Below are 22,782 nucleotides of genomic sequence, written 5' to 3'. Positions count from 1 at the left end.
TCAAAACCAAATCAAAATGTTCTATTAGTATGCTTAGGTTTTGTCGTTTGATTTTTTAAAGTTAAAAACTTTAATTTTGTCGAAAACTCTTGATATTTATAAAATATACCTAAAATTAGGTATATTTTTAATATATAGAGGTAAATAAATGATGAAAAAAATAATTACAGAATTAATAAATAGCTTAACAGATGATCAATTTTTAGAATTTTATGAAAAAATAAAACAACAAGCAGACTTAATTAAAAAACAAAAACGTTTAAATGAAATTGATCAAAAATTTAGAGATAAAGGCATTATATGTCCTAATTGCAAATCTTTTCATTGTGTTAAAAATGGTCATAATTCCGAAGGAAAACAAAAATATTTATGTAAAAAATGTCGTGCTAGTTTTGATGCATTTCGTCATCATTTTACTTATTGAAGTCATTTAAATTATGAACAGTGAAATTTATTAATTCAAATTTCATTGTTAGGACAATCTAGTAAAATAATTTCTCGTTTTATTAAAACAACCCCAAAAACCGCTTGATATAATCGACAAAAATTAATGCAATCAAAACAATTAGAAAATACACAGTTAAAATTTAAAAAATTAAATGGTCAAATCCAAATGGATGAAACATTTATTAAAGAAATTCATAAAGGCAATTTTAAAGATAAATTTGATAAACGAAAAACTCATCTCGATCCATTTTCAACTGATACCAAATGCTGTATTCAAATGGCAGTTGATAGCAATAATAATATTTTTGTTCAATCCACCAATACCAAAAGATTACAAAAACAATGGATTATTGAAAATATGAATAAGCAACTAATTAAAGAAAAATCAATAATTATTTCTGATATGCAACCACTATATTTATTAGTAGCAAAACAAACAAATTCTACTCTATATTCCACCAAAACTAGTACAAACCCTGATACTAGTTATCAAAAGTTAAATAAGATTAGTAAATTACAATCCAGTCTTAAAGAAGCCTTAATTCATTATCATGGTTTGGGTTTCACTAATATTCAAAATTATTTAAAGCTCTGAAAATGAAAATACCAACACAAAGGTTTAACACCAAACCAACAATCAACGGTATTATATTTTAACGTTTAAAAAATTTAAAGCAAAATCATAATCTTACACAAAATTAGTTTTCAAATTGTCATATTGATGATTTTTTTTATTTCATCAAGAGTTTTCGACAAAATTAAAGGTTAAAAAGAGCACTTTACCACCACAAGTATGATAAAATAATACAAGCAAAATAAATTAACGACCTAAAATATATAACAAAATAATTTTTTCAAATATAACCTTTCAAATATAAATAATGTATAAGAAGTCTAGATTTAACCCTTATCTAGACTTTTTTTATTAATAATAAAAAAATATAAAAACAAGGAATGATTCCTTGTTTTTATATTTTTTAAAATCAGGGGTCAAACGGAACATCAAGACCAAATCAACCATTAATTAAATCATGAACTGCTTGTAAGTTAAAGTACAACATAACAATCGCTACTACTGCAACAATTAAGACCGCCAAGACAACAATTAATACGATTGCTCATATTGGTAATCTTCGTTTTTCTGAATCTTCGGCATAGCCCCAAAGGTTTGCATTATTCATTCTTTGATTAAGATTATTACCTTGTGCAAATGGCATTTTAACTGGTTCCATTTGTCCCAAGCCTGCACCATTTGGATTAAATTCTGAAGTTGAATTAAAATCACTTGGAGTGTTAAAACTAGGGGCAGCATTAAAGTCTGGTGTTGGTCCAAAACTTGGCCCTTGATCATTAAAGTTATTTGCTGGACCAAAATTTGGATTTAGTTGTCCAAAATTACTTCCCGTATTAAAATCTGAACCAAAATCATTACCACCTGAATTAGGATTTGAAAATGGAGCAATATCATCATCAAAATCATCATTAAAGCCACCAAAATAACCATCATCTTTATGTTGATGTTTCATTAAATCTGGATTCATAATTGCAAAATGACTACCATCATCATGTGCTTGTTTTTCTTGTCCTGAATGGTTAGCTTCTTGAGGTGTTTGTTGTGGCATCGGTTGATATTGTTGTGTTAAATCTGGTCCCGCCAACGGCGGATATCCCATCATCATTCCTGGAAATTGTGGATATCCCATCATCATTCCTGGAAATTGTGGATATCCCATCATCATTCCTGGAAATTGTGGCATCATCCCATACTGATTCATTCCCATATTAGGCGCGTTATTTACAACTGGTATTAGATATGGTTGATATATAATTGGTTGATAAATTGGTTTGTTGTATTGTGCTTGTAATGTTGTTCCATTAATTCCTAATGCTTGTGAAATATATGATGGATTAAAAGCCGGATTGGGTCCTGCTTTAAAACCATCATTGTCTAACGGAACCTTAATTGGCTTTGACAATGGTGTTAACGGAGGATTTTGATTAAATAAACTACCACTACCTGTAGTATTGTTAGTATTAAAAGAAATCGAACTATTGTCTATTCCTTCGGTAGTTTTTACTCCACTATTATTCATGTGATACCCCCCACTTTAATATGCCATTTTGTTTGATAAGTATATTATACTATAAAATTGCAAAAAAATAAATAAAATTATTGTCAAAAATAAAAGAAAAGTATATAATTGTTGTATTTTATTTTTATTATGGCTGGTTTTAATACGTAAATACTCTTGATCCATTTTACTTACTTCATTAAAAATACTATGACGGTGTTTATATCAGAATGAATATAGAATAATACCCACAATAATTCCCGAAATTAAGTCATTAAAACCTATCATAATGAAATAATAAATGTTATTTTTTGGTGTTCCATCTGATAAACCACGAACAATAAAGGCTCCCGCTAACATCAAGACTGGTAATACAATAAGTGTTCGAAATGAAGAACACAACGCTGCCTTTCGGGCATTATTCATCCCCTGAAATAGTGTAACACCCATAAAAGAAATCGCCGCACACGGGTAACTCATTAGCATTAAGACTGGTGTTCACCGATATTGATCAACTAATGATGATGGAAAAGCAAAAGTCATTAATAATTGTGGACCAAGACCAATAAATAATAAGAGGACAAAAAATAATCAACTTCCAATAATAATTAAGCCATATCAGCAAGTTTGATACATCCGTAAATATTTTTTTGCCCCATAATTATATCCAATAATCGATTTAATTCCTTGTGCAAACCCTAACGCAATTGCGGTAAAAAAGGCAACTCAAGGTGTCATTGCACTATTAAATAATTGAAACGCTGATAAACCACTTCTTTGTTTTTCATCAAATTGACCTGGCAAATATGACATAATTGTTGATGATAAAATGGAAACTAAAACAATTCCTAAATTATTAAGAAATGATGAAAATCCTAATCGAAAAAATTCTTTTACAGTTGATTTACGAAAATAAAATAAATCTTTTCAATGAAATCGTAAGTATGAATCTTTGTTACGATAAATGCAAATTAATGAAACAACAATAATAAAAACTCATGAGATAATAGTACCAAACATTGTTCCTTCTAATAACAAATTAGCATACTTAACTAATATGATTGAAAAACAAACATTAACTAAAATTGATCCAACCGTAATATAAACTACAATCCGCCCTTTTCCATCAGTACGTAATAACGTTAATAATAAGTAACTAACAAACATTAACGGACTCGCCAACAACATTGGAAAAACATAACGCCAAGTTAAATCTTGTGTAATTCATGACCCTTTTTTACTTAACTGAATAAAAATCATAATATTATCTCATTTAGGAAAAACTAAACAAAAAACAAAAAAAGCCGCAACAATTGAAAATAAAATTGTAATTGTTAGGGCATTCCCAGCTAAGGATTGTGTTTGTTGTTTATTATTTTGTCCATATTTAATCGCAAAAGTAATTGAAGTCCCAATTGCAATTAAAACAGCAAATGCTAAAAGAAGGTTGTAAATTTGACCTGAAAAATGAGTTGCTAAATTAACAAAGATTTTTGCTCCTTGATAACTTAAAACACCATTATTGTTATTAATATTTTCTCGATATCAATCTAAGTATGGTTGATAATGATAAACATTGGGAGTTACAAATGTTAAAGCAATTAGTTTGTCCAAAATCGGATAGGAAGCTGAAATTGCCATCACAAAAACAGTTGGTAATGAAAAAACAAAAATTATTTTTCATAAATTATCATAACGCAACTTAATCTCAGTTTTTGAAAAAACACTTTTGTGCACTAACAGTCCGTCCCTTCTGTAAATCCCTTTCTTATTAATTTTATCGTATTTTCAAAAACATTACTAGAATAAAAAGTAATATTGCATTATTTTTTATTTAATATCACTTTCCAATGAAATTGCATCAACAACATTAGCTTGTAAATTATTACGGTTTTGTTGCTCAAAATCATCTGGATGGTCAATTAATTTCGCTTTATTTTTTCGTCAAGTTGAAATTAACATTGGACCAATAATGAAGGCACAAATTAAATCATTTAAGCCAATCAAAATAAAGTAATCAATATTATTGCCAGTTAACAAACTAACTCCATAACCAATGAATGATAATGGGACCATTACAATTAAAGAACGAAGCATTGAACATATTAGCGTTTGGGTTGATTTTCCAATTGCTGAATATAGCGCCATTGAAGTATAAGTTACTGGTGCAAAAATATAAGTTGAAAATGCTAAAACAGTGTATCAACGATAGTGACCAACGAGTTCTTGCGGAAAGTTATAAATTAACATCATCTTATCCGCAAATGCTAAAATTAGCAGAAAAACAAATGTAAATCATGCTACCTCTAAAATTGCAACTCGGAAAATAATTCGTTCAATTCGTTTATATTTTTTCGCTCCAAAAGCATAAGCACAAATCGCAGTTGCTCCTTGTGCTAAACCTACACCAGCAGAAGTAAAAATGACAATAAACGGGGAAACGGTAGAATAAACTAACTGACAAATATAAATTCCAACCGAAGTTGCTAATACTTTTTGACCATTAACAGTAATTAAGACATCATCTTGACCTGGCAAATGGACAACTAAAATTGTTGAAATTAAAACTTGAATTGCCATTGCAAAATTAAGAAAAAAGGCTCCAATTCCAATTGGAAATGATCGTTTGATAATTTATCGTGATCATATCATTTCCCTTCAATTAAATTTACAATATGAATTTTTTGAAAAAATAATAACACAAGCAGAAAACACAATGTTAAAAATTCAAGCCATCATACTTCCCATAATTACTCCCGACATTTGCAAATGTGCTAATTTTGAAAAAATAAACGAAAATAAAACATTAACTGGGATTGAAATAATTTGCATTATTAAAACAATAAATACTTTCCCTTCTGTTCGTAGAAAAGTTGGTAACGCAAACGATAAAAACAATAGTTGTGAACAAAAAATAAACACGCGGGAATATTCTCACGATAAAGTAATATAACGACTTTGCGCCAGTCCTGACATTCCACCATTCATTTGAGCTTTGACCAATAATGCTCCAAAATGTTCATTCATTAAAAAGAATAAGACTATGGCAACCAGAATTGATAAAACAATTTGTAAGCCAACCATGTTCCCAACAATTCGTCGCATTTGTGCAATATTACGCCGTCCATATTCCATTGAAAAAACAATTGATGCTCCAACACCAAATAATGATGCAAAGGCAAATAACGTATAAAATGCCGTCATTGTATAACCGGTTGTAATATTTACTAAATTATTTGCGGTATTTTCATCAATATTAAATCGTTTCATAATATCTACACTTGTAAAACTCTGGGCCATATTTTTATCAATAATATTATATAACCATTGAATAACCATGATTAACACCATTGGACCACAAAAATACCAAATTGCAGATCACTGTTTAGCATAACGCAACTTATGTTCGCGTTTTGTCATTATTAATTTTTCTTCCATTATGTTTCCTCATTATTCTTTCTATGTTTATAAACAAAATCTAATTTAATTAGCAATAATAAATTAGATTCTAGTAAGCGGACCATTCATTTGTTGTTAAAACTATTATTTATTATACTTGTTAATTATAATAACTAATTAGTTACAATACGGCTGATAAAACAGTTTTAATGTGTTCAACTGGGGCTACTTTTCGTCATACTTCAATAATTTCAAAATCATTATTTAATAAAAAAGTACTGCGTTCAATTCCCATATAAACATTATTAAACATTTTCTTTTGTTTTAACACATCAAACATTTTACATAATCTTTCATCAACATCACAAAGCATTGGAAATTCAACAGCATGATCTTGTTGAAATTTAGTTTGTTTTTTTAAATTATCTCTACTAATACCAATAACATTATAACCTGCCGTTAAAAATTTTTGATAATAACGATTATAAGCAACCGTTTCTAGCGTGCAACCTGCTGTTGCTGCCTTTGGAAAAAAATAAAAAATATAACCCTTTTCTTTTTGAAAATCAGAAATTAGATGTTCTTCTCCATCAGTAAATAAAAATTTTTCTTGCTTTAAATTCATCTGAAATGTCCTCCCCCGCTATTGCAATAATAGAAAAGACAATAATAATTGATTACTGTCTTTTAAAAAGTTTTATTAAATACTTTGTTACTTCTAATTTATTTTTTAAAATGTTAAATGATAGTTTTAAATCTAAAAATATTAAATATAATGAAATTTCAGTAATATCAAACTTATATTCTAATTCACAGATCTCTTTTTCAATATTTTTTATTTGGCCGGTAATATTTTCATAATCATCAACAACGGTGCTATTATTTAAACTTGCTCGTTCTTGCAATTCACTAAGATCTAAATTGACATCCTGAACTGTTAACATTAGTTCATTTAACGATTGTTCAATTTTTCTTCGCGTAAGGACATTTGTTCCTCTTTTTGTTCCATATTATTTTCCCCCTACTTTACAAATATAATATATCATAAAATAAGAATAAAATGAAAAAAGGTTCTTTAAAATTACTTTAGTAATTAATTACTAAACCTTTAAAACGAGTAACTGAATTAATGGTTTCACAAATTCCTTGCACTCCTTGCCCTGAATCATGAATTCCTAAAAATGGAAATGAATCAGGACCACGTTGCGTACGACCATTAATATTAACAGTTCCTGTTTCTAATTCACCAGCAATTTTGAAAGCAGCATTAATATCATTAGTAAAAATACATGCTTGTAACTTAAAATTCGATTTATTTGCTAACATAATCATTTCTTCAACATTTTTACAACGAATAATTGGTAAAACAGGTCCAAATGGTTCTTCTCAGGCTAATCGCATATCTGCTGTAACATGGTCAATTAAAGTTGCACTAAGTAAATTATCTTTCCGTTGATTTCCAATAACTAAAGTTGCTTTTTTTGCCAAAGCATCATCAATTAATTCTTGGACAAATTCAGCAGCCTTAATATCAATTACTGGAATAATTGCTTTGTTTTCTAACGGTGAACCCATCTCTAACTTGCTAACTTCTGTTTTTAATCGTGCAACTAATTCATCAGCAATTGTTTCATCAACTAAAACACGTTTAATTGCTGTACAACGTTGTCCTGAATAAGAATAAGCTCCACCAATAATTTCTTTCACAGCTTTTGCTAAATCAGCATTTTTTAACACTAATGCTGGATCTTTTCCACCTAATTCTAAAACTAAATCTTTGCCATGGCCTAATTTACGAATGTGATTTCCAACGGCAACAGAACCAGTAAAAGAGATTACATCAATTTCTGGATTTAAAACTAGTAAATCACCAATATCGCGACCACGACCTGTTACAACATTAAAGACACCTTTCGGAAAACCAACTTCATGCGCTAATTTTGCCATATATAATCCCGTTAAACTCCCATTTGTTGCTGGTTTAAAAACAACACTATTTCCAACAACTAAACTTGGAACAATTTTAGCAATACTTAGGTTAACCGGATAATTAAATGGTGAAATTGCTAATACAACGCCTTTCGGAACACGGGAAAAAATACCAAGTTTATTTTGAACATTTCAACCATCGCCTGTTAAAGTTTCTGGAAAAACTCGTTTTGCTTCTTCAATTGTGTAATCAATATATTCAATGCTTCGTTCAACTTCAACTTGGCCATCTTTTAAACTTTTGCCAACTTCATAAGCCATAGTTTTTGCCAACCCCGTTTTATGAACTAACAATAAATCTGCTCATTTTCGTAAATAACTAATCCGTTCAAACACGGTTAATTTTGCTCAAGGTTTTTGGGCTTGGCGTGCTGTTTGAAAAGCTTGCTTAATTTCTTTTTCTTTTAAAGCTGGAACACGTCCATAAGGTTTATTATCAATTGGTGATATAATTTCTAATCAATCGCCATTATTCATTAATTTGCCATTAATTAATGCGTTTAATTCTAAGCTCATTTTTCACTGCCTCTTTTCTCTTCATATTCATTCTACTTCTATTCTATGCTTTTTTAAAATTATTAAAAGTTAATTTCATCATTTAACTTATTGTTTTTAATAAAATTGGTTAATTTTGTTAAGGCACGGTCACTATATGCTAAGTATTTGTCGACTTTTGCTTTAAAATGTTGATCAAGATTAGGGACAATCCCAAAGTTAGCCTTCATTGGTTGAAAATTAGTTGATGAAGCATTAATAATATAGTTAATTAATGCTCCCATCATTGTTTCAGGAGGAAAAATTAACATTGCCTTGTTATTTAAAAAGTTTGCAATATTAAGCGCACTAATAATCCCGGTTGCTGCTGATTCAACATAACCTTCAACACCTGTAATTTGACCAGCAAAGAAAACATTTTGTTGTGATTTTAATTGTAAAAATTGATTTAACAACACTGGTGAATTAATAAAATTATTTTTATGAATAACACCATAACGAACAATATTAGCATTTTCTAACCCCGGTATCATTGTCAGAAGACGTTTTTGCTCTGGGAATTTTAAATTAGTTTGAAATCCTACAACATTATACAACGTGTCAATCGCATCATCTTGGCGTAATTGAATAACAGCATATGGTCGTTCACCATTTGGTTTTTCTAACCCAACTGGTTTTAATGGTCCAAATAATAATGATTTAACTCCACGCTTGGCCATTACTTCGATTGGCATACATCCTTCAAAATAAATTTCTTTTTCAAATTCACGTAAAGCAACTGTTTCAGCTGTAATCAATTCTTGTACTCATCTTTCAAACTCTGCTCTTGTCATTGGACAATTAATATAATCTTTACTTTCACCTTTATCATAGCGTGACTTATAATAAACCTTTTGAAAATCAATACTTTCCTTTGTAATAATTGGTGCTGCTGCATCATAAAAATAAAAGTATTCTTTTCCTAATAACTGTTGAATCTCTTTTTGTAAACTTGGTGTTGTTAATGGTCCTGATGCAATTAGAGTAATTGCTGTTAAATCAATTGTTGCAACTTCTTGATCAATTAAAGTTACATTAGGATGTTTTGTTAACCAAGTTGTAACATAATTTGAAAACTGTTGGCGATCAACCGCTAAAGCACCACCAGCCGGGACACGACTAGCATAAGCAGCTTTAATAATCAATGAATCAAAAGCTAGCATTTCTTGTTTTAAGAGCCCAACACCATTTGTTAAACTATCATTTCGTAATGAATTTGAACAAACTAATTCCGCAAAACTATCTTGCTTTTGCACTGGGTTTTTATTAATTCGTTTACTTTCATATAAATTAATTTGAAACCCTCTTCTTGCCAACTGATAGGCTGCTTCAGTTCCAGCTAAACCAGCACCAATAATATTAATTTTTAGTTTTGCCATAGTTTACCTTTTCTTTTAATTGGTCATATTGTTCCAAATATTTCGCATATTTCTCTTGTTCAACTTTAATTTTCTCTGGGGTTGCCTTTGCCAAAAAGTTTTGATTATCTAAAATATTCTTACTACGGATAAGCTCTTGTTCTAAGCGTTTTAATTCAGCGGCTACTTTCCTTTGTTCTGCTGCTAAATCAATAATATCATTAGCAACCACTTCTAAAATCACATCTGTTAATGGAACTGTGATATATGTTTGTTTCAGATCTTTTTCTTTTAAAATACCTTTAATTTCACTATTTACCATTTTAAAAATGAAATCATTAATTAATGGAATTATTTCCCCATTAATTTTTATTTTATTATTTGTCGCATCTAATCAAATTTCAATTACTTGTTGTTTTTTAATTTGATAATTACTACGTAATTCCCGCATTGCAGCAATAATTTCAGTTACTAAATTTAAATATTCTACATCATAATTAAAATTAGTTGTTGGATATGTTTCTAACATAATTGATGCTTTTAAATTTAATTTTTGATAAATTTCTTCTGTTACAAATGGAATAAAGGGATGTAACATCACTAAAATTTGTGTTAAAACATAAAATAATGTTTGTGTTGTTACAGCTTTGATTGTTTGATTATCACTTTGTAAATTAACTTTTGTTAATTCAATATATCATGAACAAAACTTATTTCATACAAAATCATATAAATCCTTACCAACTAAAACAAACTCGTATCTTTCCATATTAACCTTAACTTTATTAATTGTTTTTGTTAACTCTGTTAAAATTCATTGGTCAATCGCATTTTCTTGATGTTTAGTTAATAGTGCTACAATTTCTTGGTCAAACTTTAGCAATGGTTTAAAATCACTTGCTAAATTCATTTCAACATAACGTGCCGCATTCCATAACTTGTTAATAAAATTTCAAGCCCCATTAATTTTTTCTTGCGAATATCGTAAATCTTGGCCTGGCGCACTATTTGTTACTAAAAAATAACGTAATGTATCAGTTCCATAATCATTAATAACATCCATTGGATTAATCCCATTTCCTAATGATTTACTCATTTTGCGACCTTCTTCATCACGAATTAAACCATGGATTAAAACATCATTAAATGGTTTTTCATTAGTAAATTCTAATGAATCAAACATCATTCTTGAAACTCAAAAGAAAATAATATCATAACCAGTTACCAAAACATTAGTTGGAAAATAACGTTGAAATAATGTTTCATTTCAAGTTCACCCTAATGTTGTCATTGGTCACAATGCTGATGAAAATCATGTATCTAAAACATCTTCATCTTGTAATCAATTATTTGTATCATCTGGTGGTGTTAATCCAACATAGATTTTAGTCGGGTCGTCTTTCACATATCACGTTGGAATTTGATGTCCTCATCATAGTTGACGGGAAATACATCAATCTTGAATTTTTTCCATTCAATTAATTAATGTTGTGTTAAACCGTGATGGATAAAATTTAATTTGATCTTTTGTTTCTTGAAATTTAATAATTTTTTCCGCAAAAGAATCCATTTTAACAAATCATTGGTCAGATAAATATGGTTCAACAATTGCTCCACTTCGTTCAGAAAAACCAACTTGATGAAAATGGTCTTTGATTTCAACAACTAAATTTTGTTTTGTTAAAGCAGTAACTAAATTTTGTCGGGCAATAAATCGATCTTGATTAAAATATTCCCCCGCCATTTCATTCATTGTTCCATCAGTATTCATACAAATCGGCATTGCTAAATTATGACGCAACGCAATTTCAAAGTCATTAGCATCATGGGCTGGTGTACATTTCATTGCTCCCGTACCAAATTCTTGGTCAACATAGTCATCACAAAGAACAGGAATTAACTCACCATTTGCTGGATTAATAACCTTTTTATTTCAATATTGCCGATAACGTTCATCATTTGGATTAACAACCACGCATTGATCAGCAAACATTGTTTCTGGGCGGGTTGTGGCAATAGTTAGATATTCACTAGTACTATTTTCTAGAAAATATTTAAAATAATACATTTTACCTTTTTGTTCTTGATATAAAACTTCAATATTTGATAAGGCTGTTTTTTGCACTGGATCTCATAAAATAATTCGTTTTCCACGATAAATTAATCCTTTTTGATATAAATCAATAAAAACTTTTTGAACCGCTGCTGACAAATTATCATTTAGAGTAAATTGTTCACGCGAATAATCTAACGCTAACCCCAACTTGGCTCATTGCTCACGGATTACCTCCGCATACTCTTCTTTTCATGCTCAAACTTGTTCAACAAATTTTTTACGGCCTAAATCATGCCGTAAAACATTTTTTGTTATTCGTAACCGTTCTTCAACTTTTGCTTGCGTCGCAATCCCGGCATGATCCATTCCTGGTAAATATAACGTATCAAACCCCATTAACTTTTTATAACGAATAATTAAATCTTGTAAAGTTGTATCTCATGCATGCCCTAAATGTAGCTTTCCAGTGACATTTGGCGGAGGAATCACAATACTAAAACTTGGTTTATTGCTCTTTAAATCAGCGGTAAAATACCCAGCATCTTTTCAAAATTGATACTTTCCTTCTTCAACAAGATTATGATTATACTTTTTACTTAATTCCTTTGCCATTAAATCTCCTATCTAAATAAAAACTCCTATTATTTTAACAAAATAATAGGGGCAATTATTATTTAATAATTACGGTACCATCCTTTTTTAATAAGTACAAACTTATTATCTTAATTAAAATATCAAGTTGAAATATTAGTAACCTTCATTAAACAAATAGATTAATTTCACACCACCAATTAACTCTCTGAACTATTTTGTTTAATTACTCCTCTAATATTTATGGTTTTATTATAATTCTTTTTTGATTAATTGCAACAATTTTACCAGTTTTATCTTTATTCTTAATTGTTTAACTAAGTAAATAAACTAGTTGATCCAATGGCTGTTGTAACAATAATTCAAAATGGCAAAATAATAATTGACATTAAAGTTGATAATAATGTTACATTACTTGTTAACAAGGTTTCTTTCTTGAAGTTAATTGAATATGCAACAATTACCGAAGCTGGTGGAGCTGCTAACATAATTATAATAATTGTTAAGCCCATACTACTCATTGTTCAAGCCCCAGTTTCTTTTCCAATTGCTGTTACAATCAAGGTTATTACTAAGCCAATAACTGGCGCTACTAAAACCTTCATAATTGTCCCATATCATATTTTAAAACTTTTTAAACTATCTTTTAACGTCCCTTTTGTTAAATTAATTCCAATTGCTAATCATGCTAACGGCGTGCAAATTGCTTGTAATGTTACTAAAATTTTTTTAATTGGAGGAAAAGTATTATCTAATCGTAATGGTGAAAATTATTTGCCACTACCAAGCACATTTTGATCAGGAACAACAGCAATTCCCGGAATCAACTGTGTTACTCAAAAGGTAAATCCAATAATTGTCGCTAATAAAATTGGATTTAATAAAATCTTCTTAGAATTAGTTTTAAACATTTTTCGGCCATAAGCATATCGATTCTTAAAACTATTTCTAATAACAACCTTATCTTGTAAATAACCCTTATTATCTTTGCCCATAATAATAAATCCTAATGAATATAAAAAGACATGGTACGGAACATTAAAAATATTTGAAGCAATTTTTGCATCAGGTCCCGGAAACAACGCCGTTACAATTGGAATACCAAAAAAAGAAGTTGCTGCAAAAGTCATACTCATTGATAACGCATCTTGGACATCACGATCATATTTAATATAAAAGTATTTTGCAATAATCCCTAAAATAATATAAAATAAAAAACCGCTTAATAAAACAGCCGCTTCTTGTTTAACATTTTCAACAGTAGCATCAGAAATAAATCCTTCAAAAACTAAAGCTGGTAAACCAATTACAACTAATATTTTAATAAAAACAACATCTCATTCTTGTTTTAATGTTCCTTTTTTTGTTAAAAGTCATCCTAAAAATATCACAAAAATTGTAGCAATAATGGCACTTCAAAACCCTCATACTGTTAATGTGTCAATAATTGCCTTGCTAACTTTATTTTCAACCAATAATAACTGCATTATGTCCTCCATTTAGCATTCTTTTTAATTTTACCGCTTAAAAATAAAAATAAAAGTTATTTCTAACTTTTATTTGTTTCATTTTCTGCGTTTACTTCTTCTGCCCCTTTTAAATTATTGTTTCAATCTTTATAAATAAAAAAGATAAATCCACCAAATAAAATAATGAATAAAACAATAATAATTACTAAAGTAATAATTAATCAACTAGCCATTTGTTATTTTTCTCCTTTATGCCCATAATTTGGGATTACTTTTGTTTGATATTTTCGCAAAACGGTAACTGATAATAGACTAACTAACAGTGGAATTATAATTCCAAGTAAAACTGCTAAAACCGATAATCATCATGGTTTTGATAAACCAGAACTAATAAAGGCATAAAACATAAAGATAATATTAACCGCTAATAAGAAAGCGGTAACATATGAAATAGTAAATCAATATGTTTTCCCAAGTTTAATTCATGAATGTTCATTGTTGTAAGCAAGCACAAGTTTTAATTTTTTATAAATATGAATAAATAAAATTATTTCTGTTAAAGCCATTAACAACATATTAACACTCCCCGCTAAAGCTTGGAATGAATAAATCCACTGATTAGTATCTTTGAACATTATAACTAACCCAATTGTTGCCATTAATAATATTAAAATAAAGATAACTTTCTTTTCATTAACTTTATAATTTGAAAAAATACCATTAACAACAACTTCCAGCATTGCAATAATACTACTTAACCCAGCAAATAATAAGGCCGTAAAGAATAAAATTCCTAAGAAGTTCCCAAAACCAACGATTGTGTGATGATTAATAACACTAACGGTTTGTGGAAAAACATTAAAGATAAAACTAGCACCATCATTATTCGGAAACACGCGGTCAATTGCTTTGGCATAATCATCAATTGATGTTAAACCAGGATTTGTTTCATGAACTAATACCCCCCCCCGATGACCCAAACACTAATATTAATGTTAATAACGAAATTGCCAACACTCCAAATGATAAAATATATGCTTTATTAGCGTTATCTTGTCGTTTTGAAGCAGCACCAGCAAATAATAACATAAACCCTGATCCAACACAAACGGTAAATACTCCCAATCCAAAAGCATCACTTCAAACTTGGACATTACCAAATGACGCCAAGGTTTTTTCTGTTGGCATTAGAACTGTCCTTAGTCCTGCTAAAGCACCAGGAATTGTTAAAACATAAATTGCCAACACTAATAAAATAACAAATAAGACCGGAATAAAAATAACATTTGCTTTTGCAATCCCTTTTGCCCGAAACATTATAATAGTACCAGCCATAATCACAATTGCAATAAACGCTAAGTATGCTATTCATTGAAAATTAGCAGTCCCCGTTACTCCAACACCACCAGCATTTAAAATATTATTGTTAAATCATAACGGTGTATTAATTAAATTTGTAAAATTTAATAACAACAAAATTAAAACATAGTCAATTAAAACCGTATAATAATTAGCAACAACAAACATAAATGCTGATTGAAATAAACCAATAAAACGACTTGCTGTTGGATTTTCTTCTTCAAAAATATTAATTAACGACTTTCGGCGCATATTCCCAATATTAAACTCTAAAATCAATAACGGAATAGCACAAGTCACAATTGCTAAAATATATAAGACAAAAAAAGCTAAACCCCAATTTGCTTTCGATAAGGTGGGGAACCCTCAAACATTACCAAGTCCAATTGCTGCACCTAATGTGGAAACAATAAAACCAAACTTACTAACATGCCTCTTCTTTTTCATAATTTTTTCCTTTCTTTTCAAGATAATAATTAATATAATAAAAAACAATTATTAATAAAATTAACAATCGTTCTTTTTGGTGTTTCTTTTTTAATTAATAAAAAATCACATAAAATTATTTCACAATTTTTTTCTTATTAACAAACTTATATGAACAAAAATTATACAGGGTTCCTAGCCAAAAAACTAACCCTGCAATAGCAATCACAGCGATGATAAACCATACCACCCCAGGAATTCCAGCTAATGATTTATGAACATTTAAGAAAAAATATTGATAGGGAAATGCTTTCCGCGCTTGTCAACGAAATTCACCACGAATCATATTCACAATTGTTCATACAATTGGATAAAAATAAAATTTTCAAAGATCTTGTCTTCAATAAACTTTTGTTGTTTTAATATTATTTTCTCGTTCCATAAAGAATAAAAAATAAACAATCATGACTATTGGACAAATAACGTGTTGAATTGTTGAATACAACCAAGCTCTTCAAGTTTGTGGTTGTTCAACTGGTAATAACATTAAATTAAAAATTAAAAAAGTAATACTAATATAAATTGTAATTGCTAAAGTCATATTGTAACCTAATCACTTGTTTTTTCCTTCATATTTAGGAAATAACCCTGCTCCAAGTAATAAGGCAAATACTAACAGATTTGTTTGAATTGTAAAATAATTAAAATAATTAAAAGTATAATCACCTTTATCATTGATAAAGTTTTTTGTTGCTTCCTCTGATCATGTCGGATTTTTCACAGTAATAGGAATTCCATGAACATAACTTTCAATCAATGCCGCAAAAATACCGTACCCAATTAAAACTGCAAAGAGTAATTTGTAGTAAACTCGTCAGTCTCTTCATATCTCCTTCTTGTAAAACATTTTAATCTTCCTTTTAAATATTTCAATTATTATATACGTATTATGTAAATCTAAGCTCCAAATTTACTTTAATTTTGTCGAAAACTCTTGATGAAATAAAAAAAATCATCAATATGACAATTTGAAAACTAATTTTGTGTAAGATTATGATTTTGCTTTAAATTTTTTAAACGTTAAAATATAATACCGTTGATTGTTGGTTTGGTGTTAAACCTTTGTGTTGGTATTTTCATTTTCAGAGCTTTAAATAATTTTGAATATTAGTGAAACCCAAACCATGATAATGAATTAAGGCTTCTTTAAGACTGGATTGTAATTTACTAATCTTATTTAACTTTTGATAACTAGTATCAGGGTTTGTACTAGTTTTGGTGGAATATAGAGTAGAATTTGTTTGTTTTGCTACTAATAAATATAGTGGTTGCATATCAGAAATAATTATTGATTTTTCTTTAATTAGTTGCTTATTCATATTTTCAATAATCCATTGTTTTTGTAATCTTTTGGTATTGGTGGATTGAACAAAAATATTATTATTGCTATCAACTGCCATTTGAATACAGCATTTGGTATCAGTTGAAAATGGATCGAGATGAGTTTTTCGTTTATCAAATTTATCTTTAAAATTGCCTTTATGAATTTCTTTAATAAATGTTTCATCCATTTGGATTTGACCATTTAATTTTTTAAATTTTAACTGTGTATTTTCTAATTGTTTTGATTGCATTAATTTTTGTCGATTATATCAAGCGGTTTTTGGGGTTGTTTTAATAAAACGAGAAATTATTTTACTAGATTGTCCTAACAATGAAATTTGAATTAATAAATTTCACTGTTCATAATTTAAATGACTTCAATAAGTAAAATGATGACGAAATGCATCAAAACTAGCACGACATTTTTTACATAAATATTTTTGTTTTCCTTCGGAATTATGACCATTTTTAACACAATGAAAAGATTTGCAATTAGGACATATAATGCCTTTATCTCTAAATTTTTGATCAATTTCATTTAAACGTTTTTGTTTTTTAATTAAGTCTGCTTGTTGTTTTATTTTTTCATAAAATTCTAAAAATTGATCATCTGTTAAGCTATTTATTAATTCTGTAATTATTTTTTTCATCATTTATTTACCTCCATATATTAAAAATATACCTAATTTTAGGTATATTTTATAAATATCAAGAGTTTTCGACAAAATTAAAGCAAATTTATCTCTTGTTATTTTAATAACAACACTTTTTAAAAGAAGTGCAACTATTTTTTTAAAAAAATAAATTATTTTTAAATTTACCCTATTTTTGGCATATTTAAACACACTGAAAAATAATTTATTAAATTACTTCAAATAAACTTATCTAAAATTCTCTAAAAATACTTCTTTTGAAGTTCTTCAATTAAGAGCGGGCCTTAATTTTTCATTTATAATATCAACTACTAAATCTATTTCTTGTTGCGTAACAAGATTAAAATCTGTCCCCCTACCATATCGTTTTCTAAATTCACGGTTTAGTCTTTCAATTAATGGTTTTTGATTAGGCGAAGCATGGTCACAAAAATAAACATTAGAACCAGTAATCTTTTCCATTTCTTCAAACTTACTAAATTCTTTTCCTCTATCGGTTATTATTCCTTTAATTTTTCCAACTAAACCATTAATTCTAACTATATGTTTAAGTTTTTCTAAAACTTCATTAGCAGTATGTTCTTCTAATTTCATAGCAAAGTATTTTTTACTTGATTTCTCTGTCAAAACTAAACAACTAGATTGATGTTCTTTTCCAACTACGGTATCCATTTCAAATCAACCAACATCTGTTTCTTTATTTTCAATATCTCATATTGATTTAAATCTTTCATCTAATTTCCCACGATTATCAGGTCTTTTCTTTGTTCTATTTCTTCTACCACCATTTAATAAATTTTTCTTTAACAAACCCAAAAGACCTAAAAAAATTCATTTATAAAATGTTTTAAGACAGGCAGGAAATTTGATACCAAATTTTATTAAAAATCGCTGAATAATTTCTGCTGGTGAATCACCCAAAATATTAAATCGTAAATTTAAAAATTCTTGTTGTTCTTCTGTAAATGTAGGTATTTTTTTAATACACTTTTGTCGTTTTTTATAATAATCATCATGTGCCTCACGGGCATTATAATCTTCTATATTTGTAAATCTATTAATTTCTCTTTTAACAGTATTAATATCTCTTCCTGTTTGTCTTGATATTTCAGATAAATTAAGTGTGCCATTTTTCTTTTTGCAACTATCAGATAAAAATAAATCCTTAAAAAATCTTCGTTCATCATATTTTACATGTGTATAATCTTTCATTACTCTATATTTCCTCCAATTCTTTTATAAAAATAGTTATACATTAAATTTATAAAAAAGATAAATTTTCACATTTTTTTAAATTAAAATTATTGACAAATATATTATTAATTATATAATTATATTGTAACAAGCTCCAATTTATCTCTATATGCTTGTATACTAAAATAAAAAGTAAAGTAATTTACTTTTTTTTATTTTGATGTAAAATATAAATAATAAAAAGAACCGCGATGGTTCTTTCATAGTTTTTATTTACTCTTTTATTTAATCATATTCATTAAATAATAGCAATTTTAATATGCAAAAAGGAGTAAAAAATGAAAGAATTTAATCCAAATAAAGCAAGTTTGGCAACTTTTTATCGTAAAATAGAGCAATTTTGAGAAAATAAATCACCCAATAAACCATATACTTTGAATGATTTAACCAATGAATTCAATCTTTCTAACAGATGAAAGCACGAAACTTACAAGAGCGAAAAGATAGTTCCTTTACTTGAAAAACAAGTTGATAGAATTGAAAGTGAAATAATTAACTTTATGATGAAATCACATGATGGTGCTAAATTATATTGACAACGAGCATTTAATTATAAATATTCACTGCAAGAAAAACAGTTAGAACAAGAATTAAACTTAAATAATCAACAACCAATAATTGTTAATTTACAAACGGATATTAGAGATATTAAAAAAGAAAGTGATAATAATGCTTAATCATTTTACTTATTTGTTAGAAACTCCTTATTGATTATTACAAAATAGTAGTATTGGTAATAAATATCCCTTTGCTAAAAAATATGAGTTAGTTAATGAAATTAATCAAATTGGAACACGATATAGTGGTAAGACTATTTCAAATATTAAAATGTTTGGTGAATTATTAAAAATTAGTTTATTAATTAAAGAACCAATTTGTATCATTGCTAGTATGTATTGAAGTAAGGATTTAAAAGATAGTGTATTTCAAAATATATGAAATATGTTAGATGAAAATCATATTCCTTATACTATTAACTTATCAAATTTTACTTTTACTTTATCAAATGGTAGCAAAATATATTGTAAAGGTTTACATTCACCAAGCCGGAAAGAAAAATTAAAAGCTTTTGCTGATTTGAATAAATATAAATTAGTAATTGATTGAAGAGAAGAATGTGACCAATTTCAACAAAAAGATTTAAGTGATTTAGAATTTGCTATTCGTGGTTATCAAAATAAAATAACAATTAATATATGTAACCCCGAAAGCTTAAAAAGATATATTGTTGGTTATTGTAATGAATTAATGCCTTTTAATGAAGAAATAATGCGTAGTAAATATGAACAAATTAATTATATCGAAAAATGAAATATGAAAATTATTATTCATTATTCTAGTTGAAGACTTAATTATGAATTAACACAAAATAAAGTTAATGAACAATTAAGATTAGAACAATTAGATATTGAAAGAGCAAGAGTATGGAGTTGAGGATTGCCTGGTAATACTAGTGGTTCAATTTTTGCAAGATATATTGATATTATGCAAGCAACAGATATTATTCAACCAACTAAATTATTAGGTGGTGTTGACTTAGCAAACTCTACTAGCCCCAAAGGGCATACAACAGCAGCGAGTTTTTGAATATATAATTCATTTGATAAAAAAGCCTATAAAGTAGCAGAATATGCACACTCAAATGCTACGCAACAATTTAAAGGACCATTAGAACAAGTTAAAGATATTTTAGAGTTTTACAACAATCAATTAAATCAATATTTTAATTTAATTCAGCAAGGTATATCAATTAATGTTGATGATAGTGCTTATGCAACATTAGAAAGTTTAAACCGAGAGAAATATAATTATACTTTTGGTCAATACATGAATTTTAAACCAGCACAAAAGCAGAAGTTTAAAATAAAACATCGTGTAGAAGCATTTACAATGTTAATAAATACTAATCAATTAAAATGATTATGAGAAAAATGTCCTGTAAGTAAAACCCAATATGAATTAATTCAATGAGAAGATAAGCCCGATGCAAGAGAAGAACGAATGTTAGATTTATATGATGACACATTTGATAGTGATTTTTATGCTTTACACTTTGAATTAGTACCGATGGTTAAACATAATAGTTCAGCAGATTATAAATTATGACAACAAAGGAAGTGAATAACTTAATAAAAAAAGATATTTATGTAATACATGATGAACGTGTAATAAATGCAAAAAGACCATATATGTCTGTTTGTGGACAAGTTAAAAAAAGACTTTGTCAAGAATTAAATAAAGATAATATCGCAATATGTAATTTAAATTTATATAACGAATATATTAATAAATATCAAAAAGTTAAAGTATGTGTACAAGTTTTAGCAAATGAACCAAATTTATTAACAGTAAATATTATTAATTATGCACTTATTTTAAAATTAAAGGAGCAAAATAACAATGAATAATACTTTCCATAGTTTACCAAACTTAAATGATATTAATAGTGTTTTAAAATTTTATAATTATGATTGAACTATTAATTTAGCCAATATTATTGCTCGTCATCAAATGCGATTAGTAAATGGTAAAGATATTTTATTTAAGTCTCATCGTAAAGACATTTTAGAAAAATTAAATTGATGATATGAAACTTATAAAATAAAAGAAAAATTAGATAAAAATGAATTAACAGCAAGTTTAATGGGCAAAACTATTTTTGGTTTATTAGAAACTAGTGATGGAAATATTTATTTATGAATTAATCCTTTTAACTTTACATCTCGTGTAAGTAAAATAAACGAAATTGAACAAGGTGCTGATATTTGATTAAATTATCATCAATCAGATAGTGGTTTTATTTTAAATTTAATTTGTACCAAAGATAAAATAGGTATAAAAGGTTGACCTAAAAATAATGAAGTAGTTGTTGGACAAAGTAAAACACAAATTAAAGATGATGTTAAACCTGTTTTAGTACAAGAATTTAAAAATAAATTAGGCATAGTTCCTTTTTGAGAAATGATTAATGAACCTAACCCCTTATTTTTATCTACATCAACTACATTAAACCTATGACCTACAATGGCAAATTGTTATAAATTACAATTTGATTTAGAAGATAGTTTTAATATTAAATCAAAAGAAAGATGAGCAAATCGTACTCATTGATATGGAATATTAGATGATGATTTAATGACTGCTTATAACAAAGGTAATAAAAAAGTATTACAAGATGCTTTTGATGATATTTTTATTCAATCAGGTCAATCAGCAGTAGATGGTCAATTATCCCAATCTTTACAAGTAGTACAAGGTACACCAACATTAGAAACATATACTGAAGACCAAAAAGCAATTATTGAACAAGTATACTTAGTATGTCATTTTTATAGTCCTTTTGGTGATAAATCAGATAATGACCAAAATAAAACACAGTCATTATTAACTAAAACAAAAGACTTAGAAAAACAAGCATATTTACAAGCATATCGTAAGCAATACTATACTAAAATGTTTGATACTGTTTTAAAATATTATGGTTTATGAGATGGTGTTGGTGAACGAGAATATGGTTTTGATTTTGTTAGTGCTAGTTTAGTTGACCAAATGCGACAAAATGAACTAATTACTGCTAGATTAGATAATGGCACAATGGAACCAATAAGAGCAATTACTGAATATGATAATATTGATGAATTAGAAGCAACCAAATATTTTGAAAAAGTAGAAGCATGACAAGACAAAATGCAAGCCAAAGAAATAAAACATAATAATAAATTACTAGAATATGATGAAACTGGTAATAATCAAAATGCCTTACAAGGTAGAACAGAAATTAAGGAGAATTAA

Annotated in this window: 21 protein-coding genes and 1 pseudogene; 5 read left to right on the top strand and 17 right to left on the bottom strand. The window is 27.9% G+C overall.

What is annotated here, in order from left to right:
* Positions 1-148 precede the first annotated feature (148 nt).
* The gene (locus tag AACK91_RS07925) at positions 149-1,111 is read left to right on the top strand and encodes an IS1/IS1595 family N-terminal zinc-binding domain-containing protein (protein ID WP_338963247.1); all 963 of its coding nucleotides are present in this window, start codon (positions 149-151) and stop codon (positions 1,109-1,111) included.
* Between the two features lie 313 nt (positions 1,112-1,424).
* Here the strand turns inward: AACK91_RS07925 and AACK91_RS07920 are convergent, their stop codons facing one another.
* From AACK91_RS07920 to AACK91_RS07840, 17 genes and pseudogenes are all read right to left on the bottom strand, one after another.
* A complete protein-coding gene (locus AACK91_RS07920; protein ID WP_338965699.1) occupies positions 1,425-2,540 on the bottom strand; it encodes a hypothetical protein in 1,116 nt (371 codons plus the stop codon).
* Positions 2,541-2,654: 114 nt separating this feature from the next.
* Positions 2,655-4,256 (bottom strand): annotated as a pseudogene (locus tag AACK91_RS07915) (MATE family efflux transporter); the annotation flags it as partial.
* Positions 4,257-4,349: 93 nt separating this feature from the next.
* Positions 4,350-5,099 carry an MATE family efflux transporter gene (locus AACK91_RS07910; protein ID WP_338965694.1) on the bottom strand — a complete coding sequence of 250 codons (750 nt, stop codon included), beginning with the start codon at positions 5,097-5,099 and terminating at the stop codon, positions 4,350-4,352.
* Positions 5,100-5,153: 54 nt separating this feature from the next.
* Positions 5,154-5,957, bottom strand: a complete 804-nt coding sequence (locus tag AACK91_RS07905) for an MATE family efflux transporter (protein WP_338965692.1) — start codon at positions 5,955-5,957, stop codon at positions 5,154-5,156.
* Positions 5,958-6,099: 142 nt separating this feature from the next.
* Entirely contained in the window at positions 6,100-6,543 is a 444-nt protein-coding gene (locus tag AACK91_RS07900) for a peroxiredoxin (RefSeq protein WP_198049153.1), read from the bottom strand.
* A gap of 52 nt (positions 6,544-6,595) precedes the next feature.
* On the bottom strand, positions 6,596-6,862 hold the full coding sequence (locus tag AACK91_RS07895) for a hypothetical protein (RefSeq protein ID WP_338965688.1): 267 nt from the start codon (positions 6,860-6,862) through the stop codon (positions 6,596-6,598).
* Positions 6,863-7,004: 142 nt separating this feature from the next.
* Positions 7,005-8,423 (bottom strand): NADP-dependent glyceraldehyde-3-phosphate dehydrogenase, encoded by a 1,419-nt coding sequence (locus tag AACK91_RS07890; RefSeq protein WP_338965685.1) that lies wholly within the window; start codon positions 8,421-8,423, stop codon positions 7,005-7,007.
* A gap of 62 nt (positions 8,424-8,485) precedes the next feature.
* Positions 8,486-9,820, bottom strand: a complete 1,335-nt coding sequence (trmFO, locus tag AACK91_RS07885) for a methylenetetrahydrofolate--tRNA-(uracil(54)-C(5))-methyltransferase (FADH(2)-oxidizing) TrmFO (protein WP_338965683.1) — start codon at positions 9,818-9,820, stop codon at positions 8,486-8,488.
* Entirely contained in the window at positions 9,801-12,467 is a 2,667-nt protein-coding gene (locus AACK91_RS07880; RefSeq protein ID WP_338965681.1) for a valine--tRNA ligase, read from the bottom strand. Before AACK91_RS07880 ends, trmFO begins: the two co-directional genes overlap by 20 nt.
* 296 nt (positions 12,468-12,763) lie before the next feature.
* Positions 12,764-13,051: a hypothetical protein gene (locus AACK91_RS07875; protein WP_338965679.1), complete on the bottom strand. Its 288-nt coding sequence runs from the start codon at positions 13,049-13,051 to the stop codon at positions 12,764-12,766.
* A 165-nt stretch (positions 13,052-13,216) separates the two neighbouring features.
* Positions 13,217-13,933, bottom strand: coding sequence for an AEC family transporter (locus AACK91_RS07870; protein WP_338965676.1), 717 nt, complete (start codon positions 13,931-13,933; stop codon positions 13,217-13,219).
* A 62-nt stretch (positions 13,934-13,995) separates the two neighbouring features.
* Positions 13,996-14,148, bottom strand: coding sequence for a hypothetical protein (locus AACK91_RS07865; RefSeq protein WP_338965673.1), 153 nt, complete (start codon positions 14,146-14,148; stop codon positions 13,996-13,998).
* Positions 14,149-14,151: 3 nt separating this feature from the next.
* Complete coding sequence (locus AACK91_RS07860) at positions 14,152-14,895, bottom strand: hypothetical protein (protein ID WP_338965670.1); 744 nt, start codon at positions 14,893-14,895, stop codon at positions 14,152-14,154.
* On the bottom strand, positions 14,798-15,721 hold the full coding sequence (locus tag AACK91_RS07855) for a hypothetical protein (RefSeq protein WP_338965667.1): 924 nt from the start codon (positions 15,719-15,721) through the stop codon (positions 14,798-14,800). The genes AACK91_RS07860 and AACK91_RS07855 overlap by 98 nt, the downstream gene beginning before the upstream one ends.
* A 115-nt stretch (positions 15,722-15,836) precedes the next feature.
* On the bottom strand, positions 15,837-16,481 hold the full coding sequence (locus AACK91_RS07850) for a Pr6Pr family membrane protein (protein WP_338965664.1): 645 nt from the start codon (positions 16,479-16,481) through the stop codon (positions 15,837-15,839).
* A gap of 292 nt (positions 16,482-16,773) precedes the next feature.
* A complete protein-coding gene (locus tag AACK91_RS07845; RefSeq protein WP_338963247.1) occupies positions 16,774-17,736 on the bottom strand; it encodes an IS1/IS1595 family N-terminal zinc-binding domain-containing protein in 963 nt (320 codons plus the stop codon).
* 228 nt (positions 17,737-17,964) lie between these two features.
* Positions 17,965-18,948 carry an IS30 family transposase gene (locus tag AACK91_RS07840; protein ID WP_338965662.1) on the bottom strand — a complete coding sequence of 328 codons (984 nt, stop codon included), beginning with the start codon at positions 18,946-18,948 and terminating at the stop codon, positions 17,965-17,967.
* A 320-nt stretch (positions 18,949-19,268) separates the two neighbouring features.
* Here AACK91_RS07840 and AACK91_RS07835 point away from each other — a divergent pair, with 320 nt between their 5' ends.
* From AACK91_RS07835 to AACK91_RS07820, 4 genes are read left to right on the top strand one after another with little or no spacing between them, the layout of a single operon-like run.
* A complete protein-coding gene (locus tag AACK91_RS07835) occupies positions 19,269-19,667 on the top strand; it encodes a hypothetical protein (protein ID WP_338965659.1) in 399 nt (132 codons plus the stop codon).
* The gene (locus AACK91_RS07830) at positions 19,660-21,120 is read left to right on the top strand and encodes a PBSX family phage terminase large subunit (RefSeq protein ID WP_338965657.1); all 1,461 of its coding nucleotides are present in this window, start codon (positions 19,660-19,662) and stop codon (positions 21,118-21,120) included. Before AACK91_RS07835 ends, AACK91_RS07830 begins: the two co-directional genes overlap by 8 nt.
* Positions 21,093-21,398 (top strand): hypothetical protein, encoded by a 306-nt coding sequence (locus AACK91_RS07825; protein ID WP_338965655.1) that lies wholly within the window; start codon positions 21,093-21,095, stop codon positions 21,396-21,398. The genes AACK91_RS07830 and AACK91_RS07825 overlap by 28 nt, the downstream gene beginning before the upstream one ends.
* The gene (locus AACK91_RS07820; RefSeq protein WP_338965653.1) at positions 21,391-22,782 is read left to right on the top strand and encodes a hypothetical protein; all 1,392 of its coding nucleotides are present in this window, start codon (positions 21,391-21,393) and stop codon (positions 22,780-22,782) included. Before AACK91_RS07825 ends, AACK91_RS07820 begins: the two co-directional genes overlap by 8 nt.

The organism is Spiroplasma endosymbiont of Sarcophaga carnaria, from assembly GCF_964019595.1.
GTDB classification, from domain to species: domain Bacteria; phylum Bacillota_I; class Bacilli_A; order Mycoplasmatales; family Mycoplasmataceae; genus Spiroplasma; species Spiroplasma poulsonii.
This window is presented reverse-complemented; position numbering and strand designations above follow the sequence as displayed.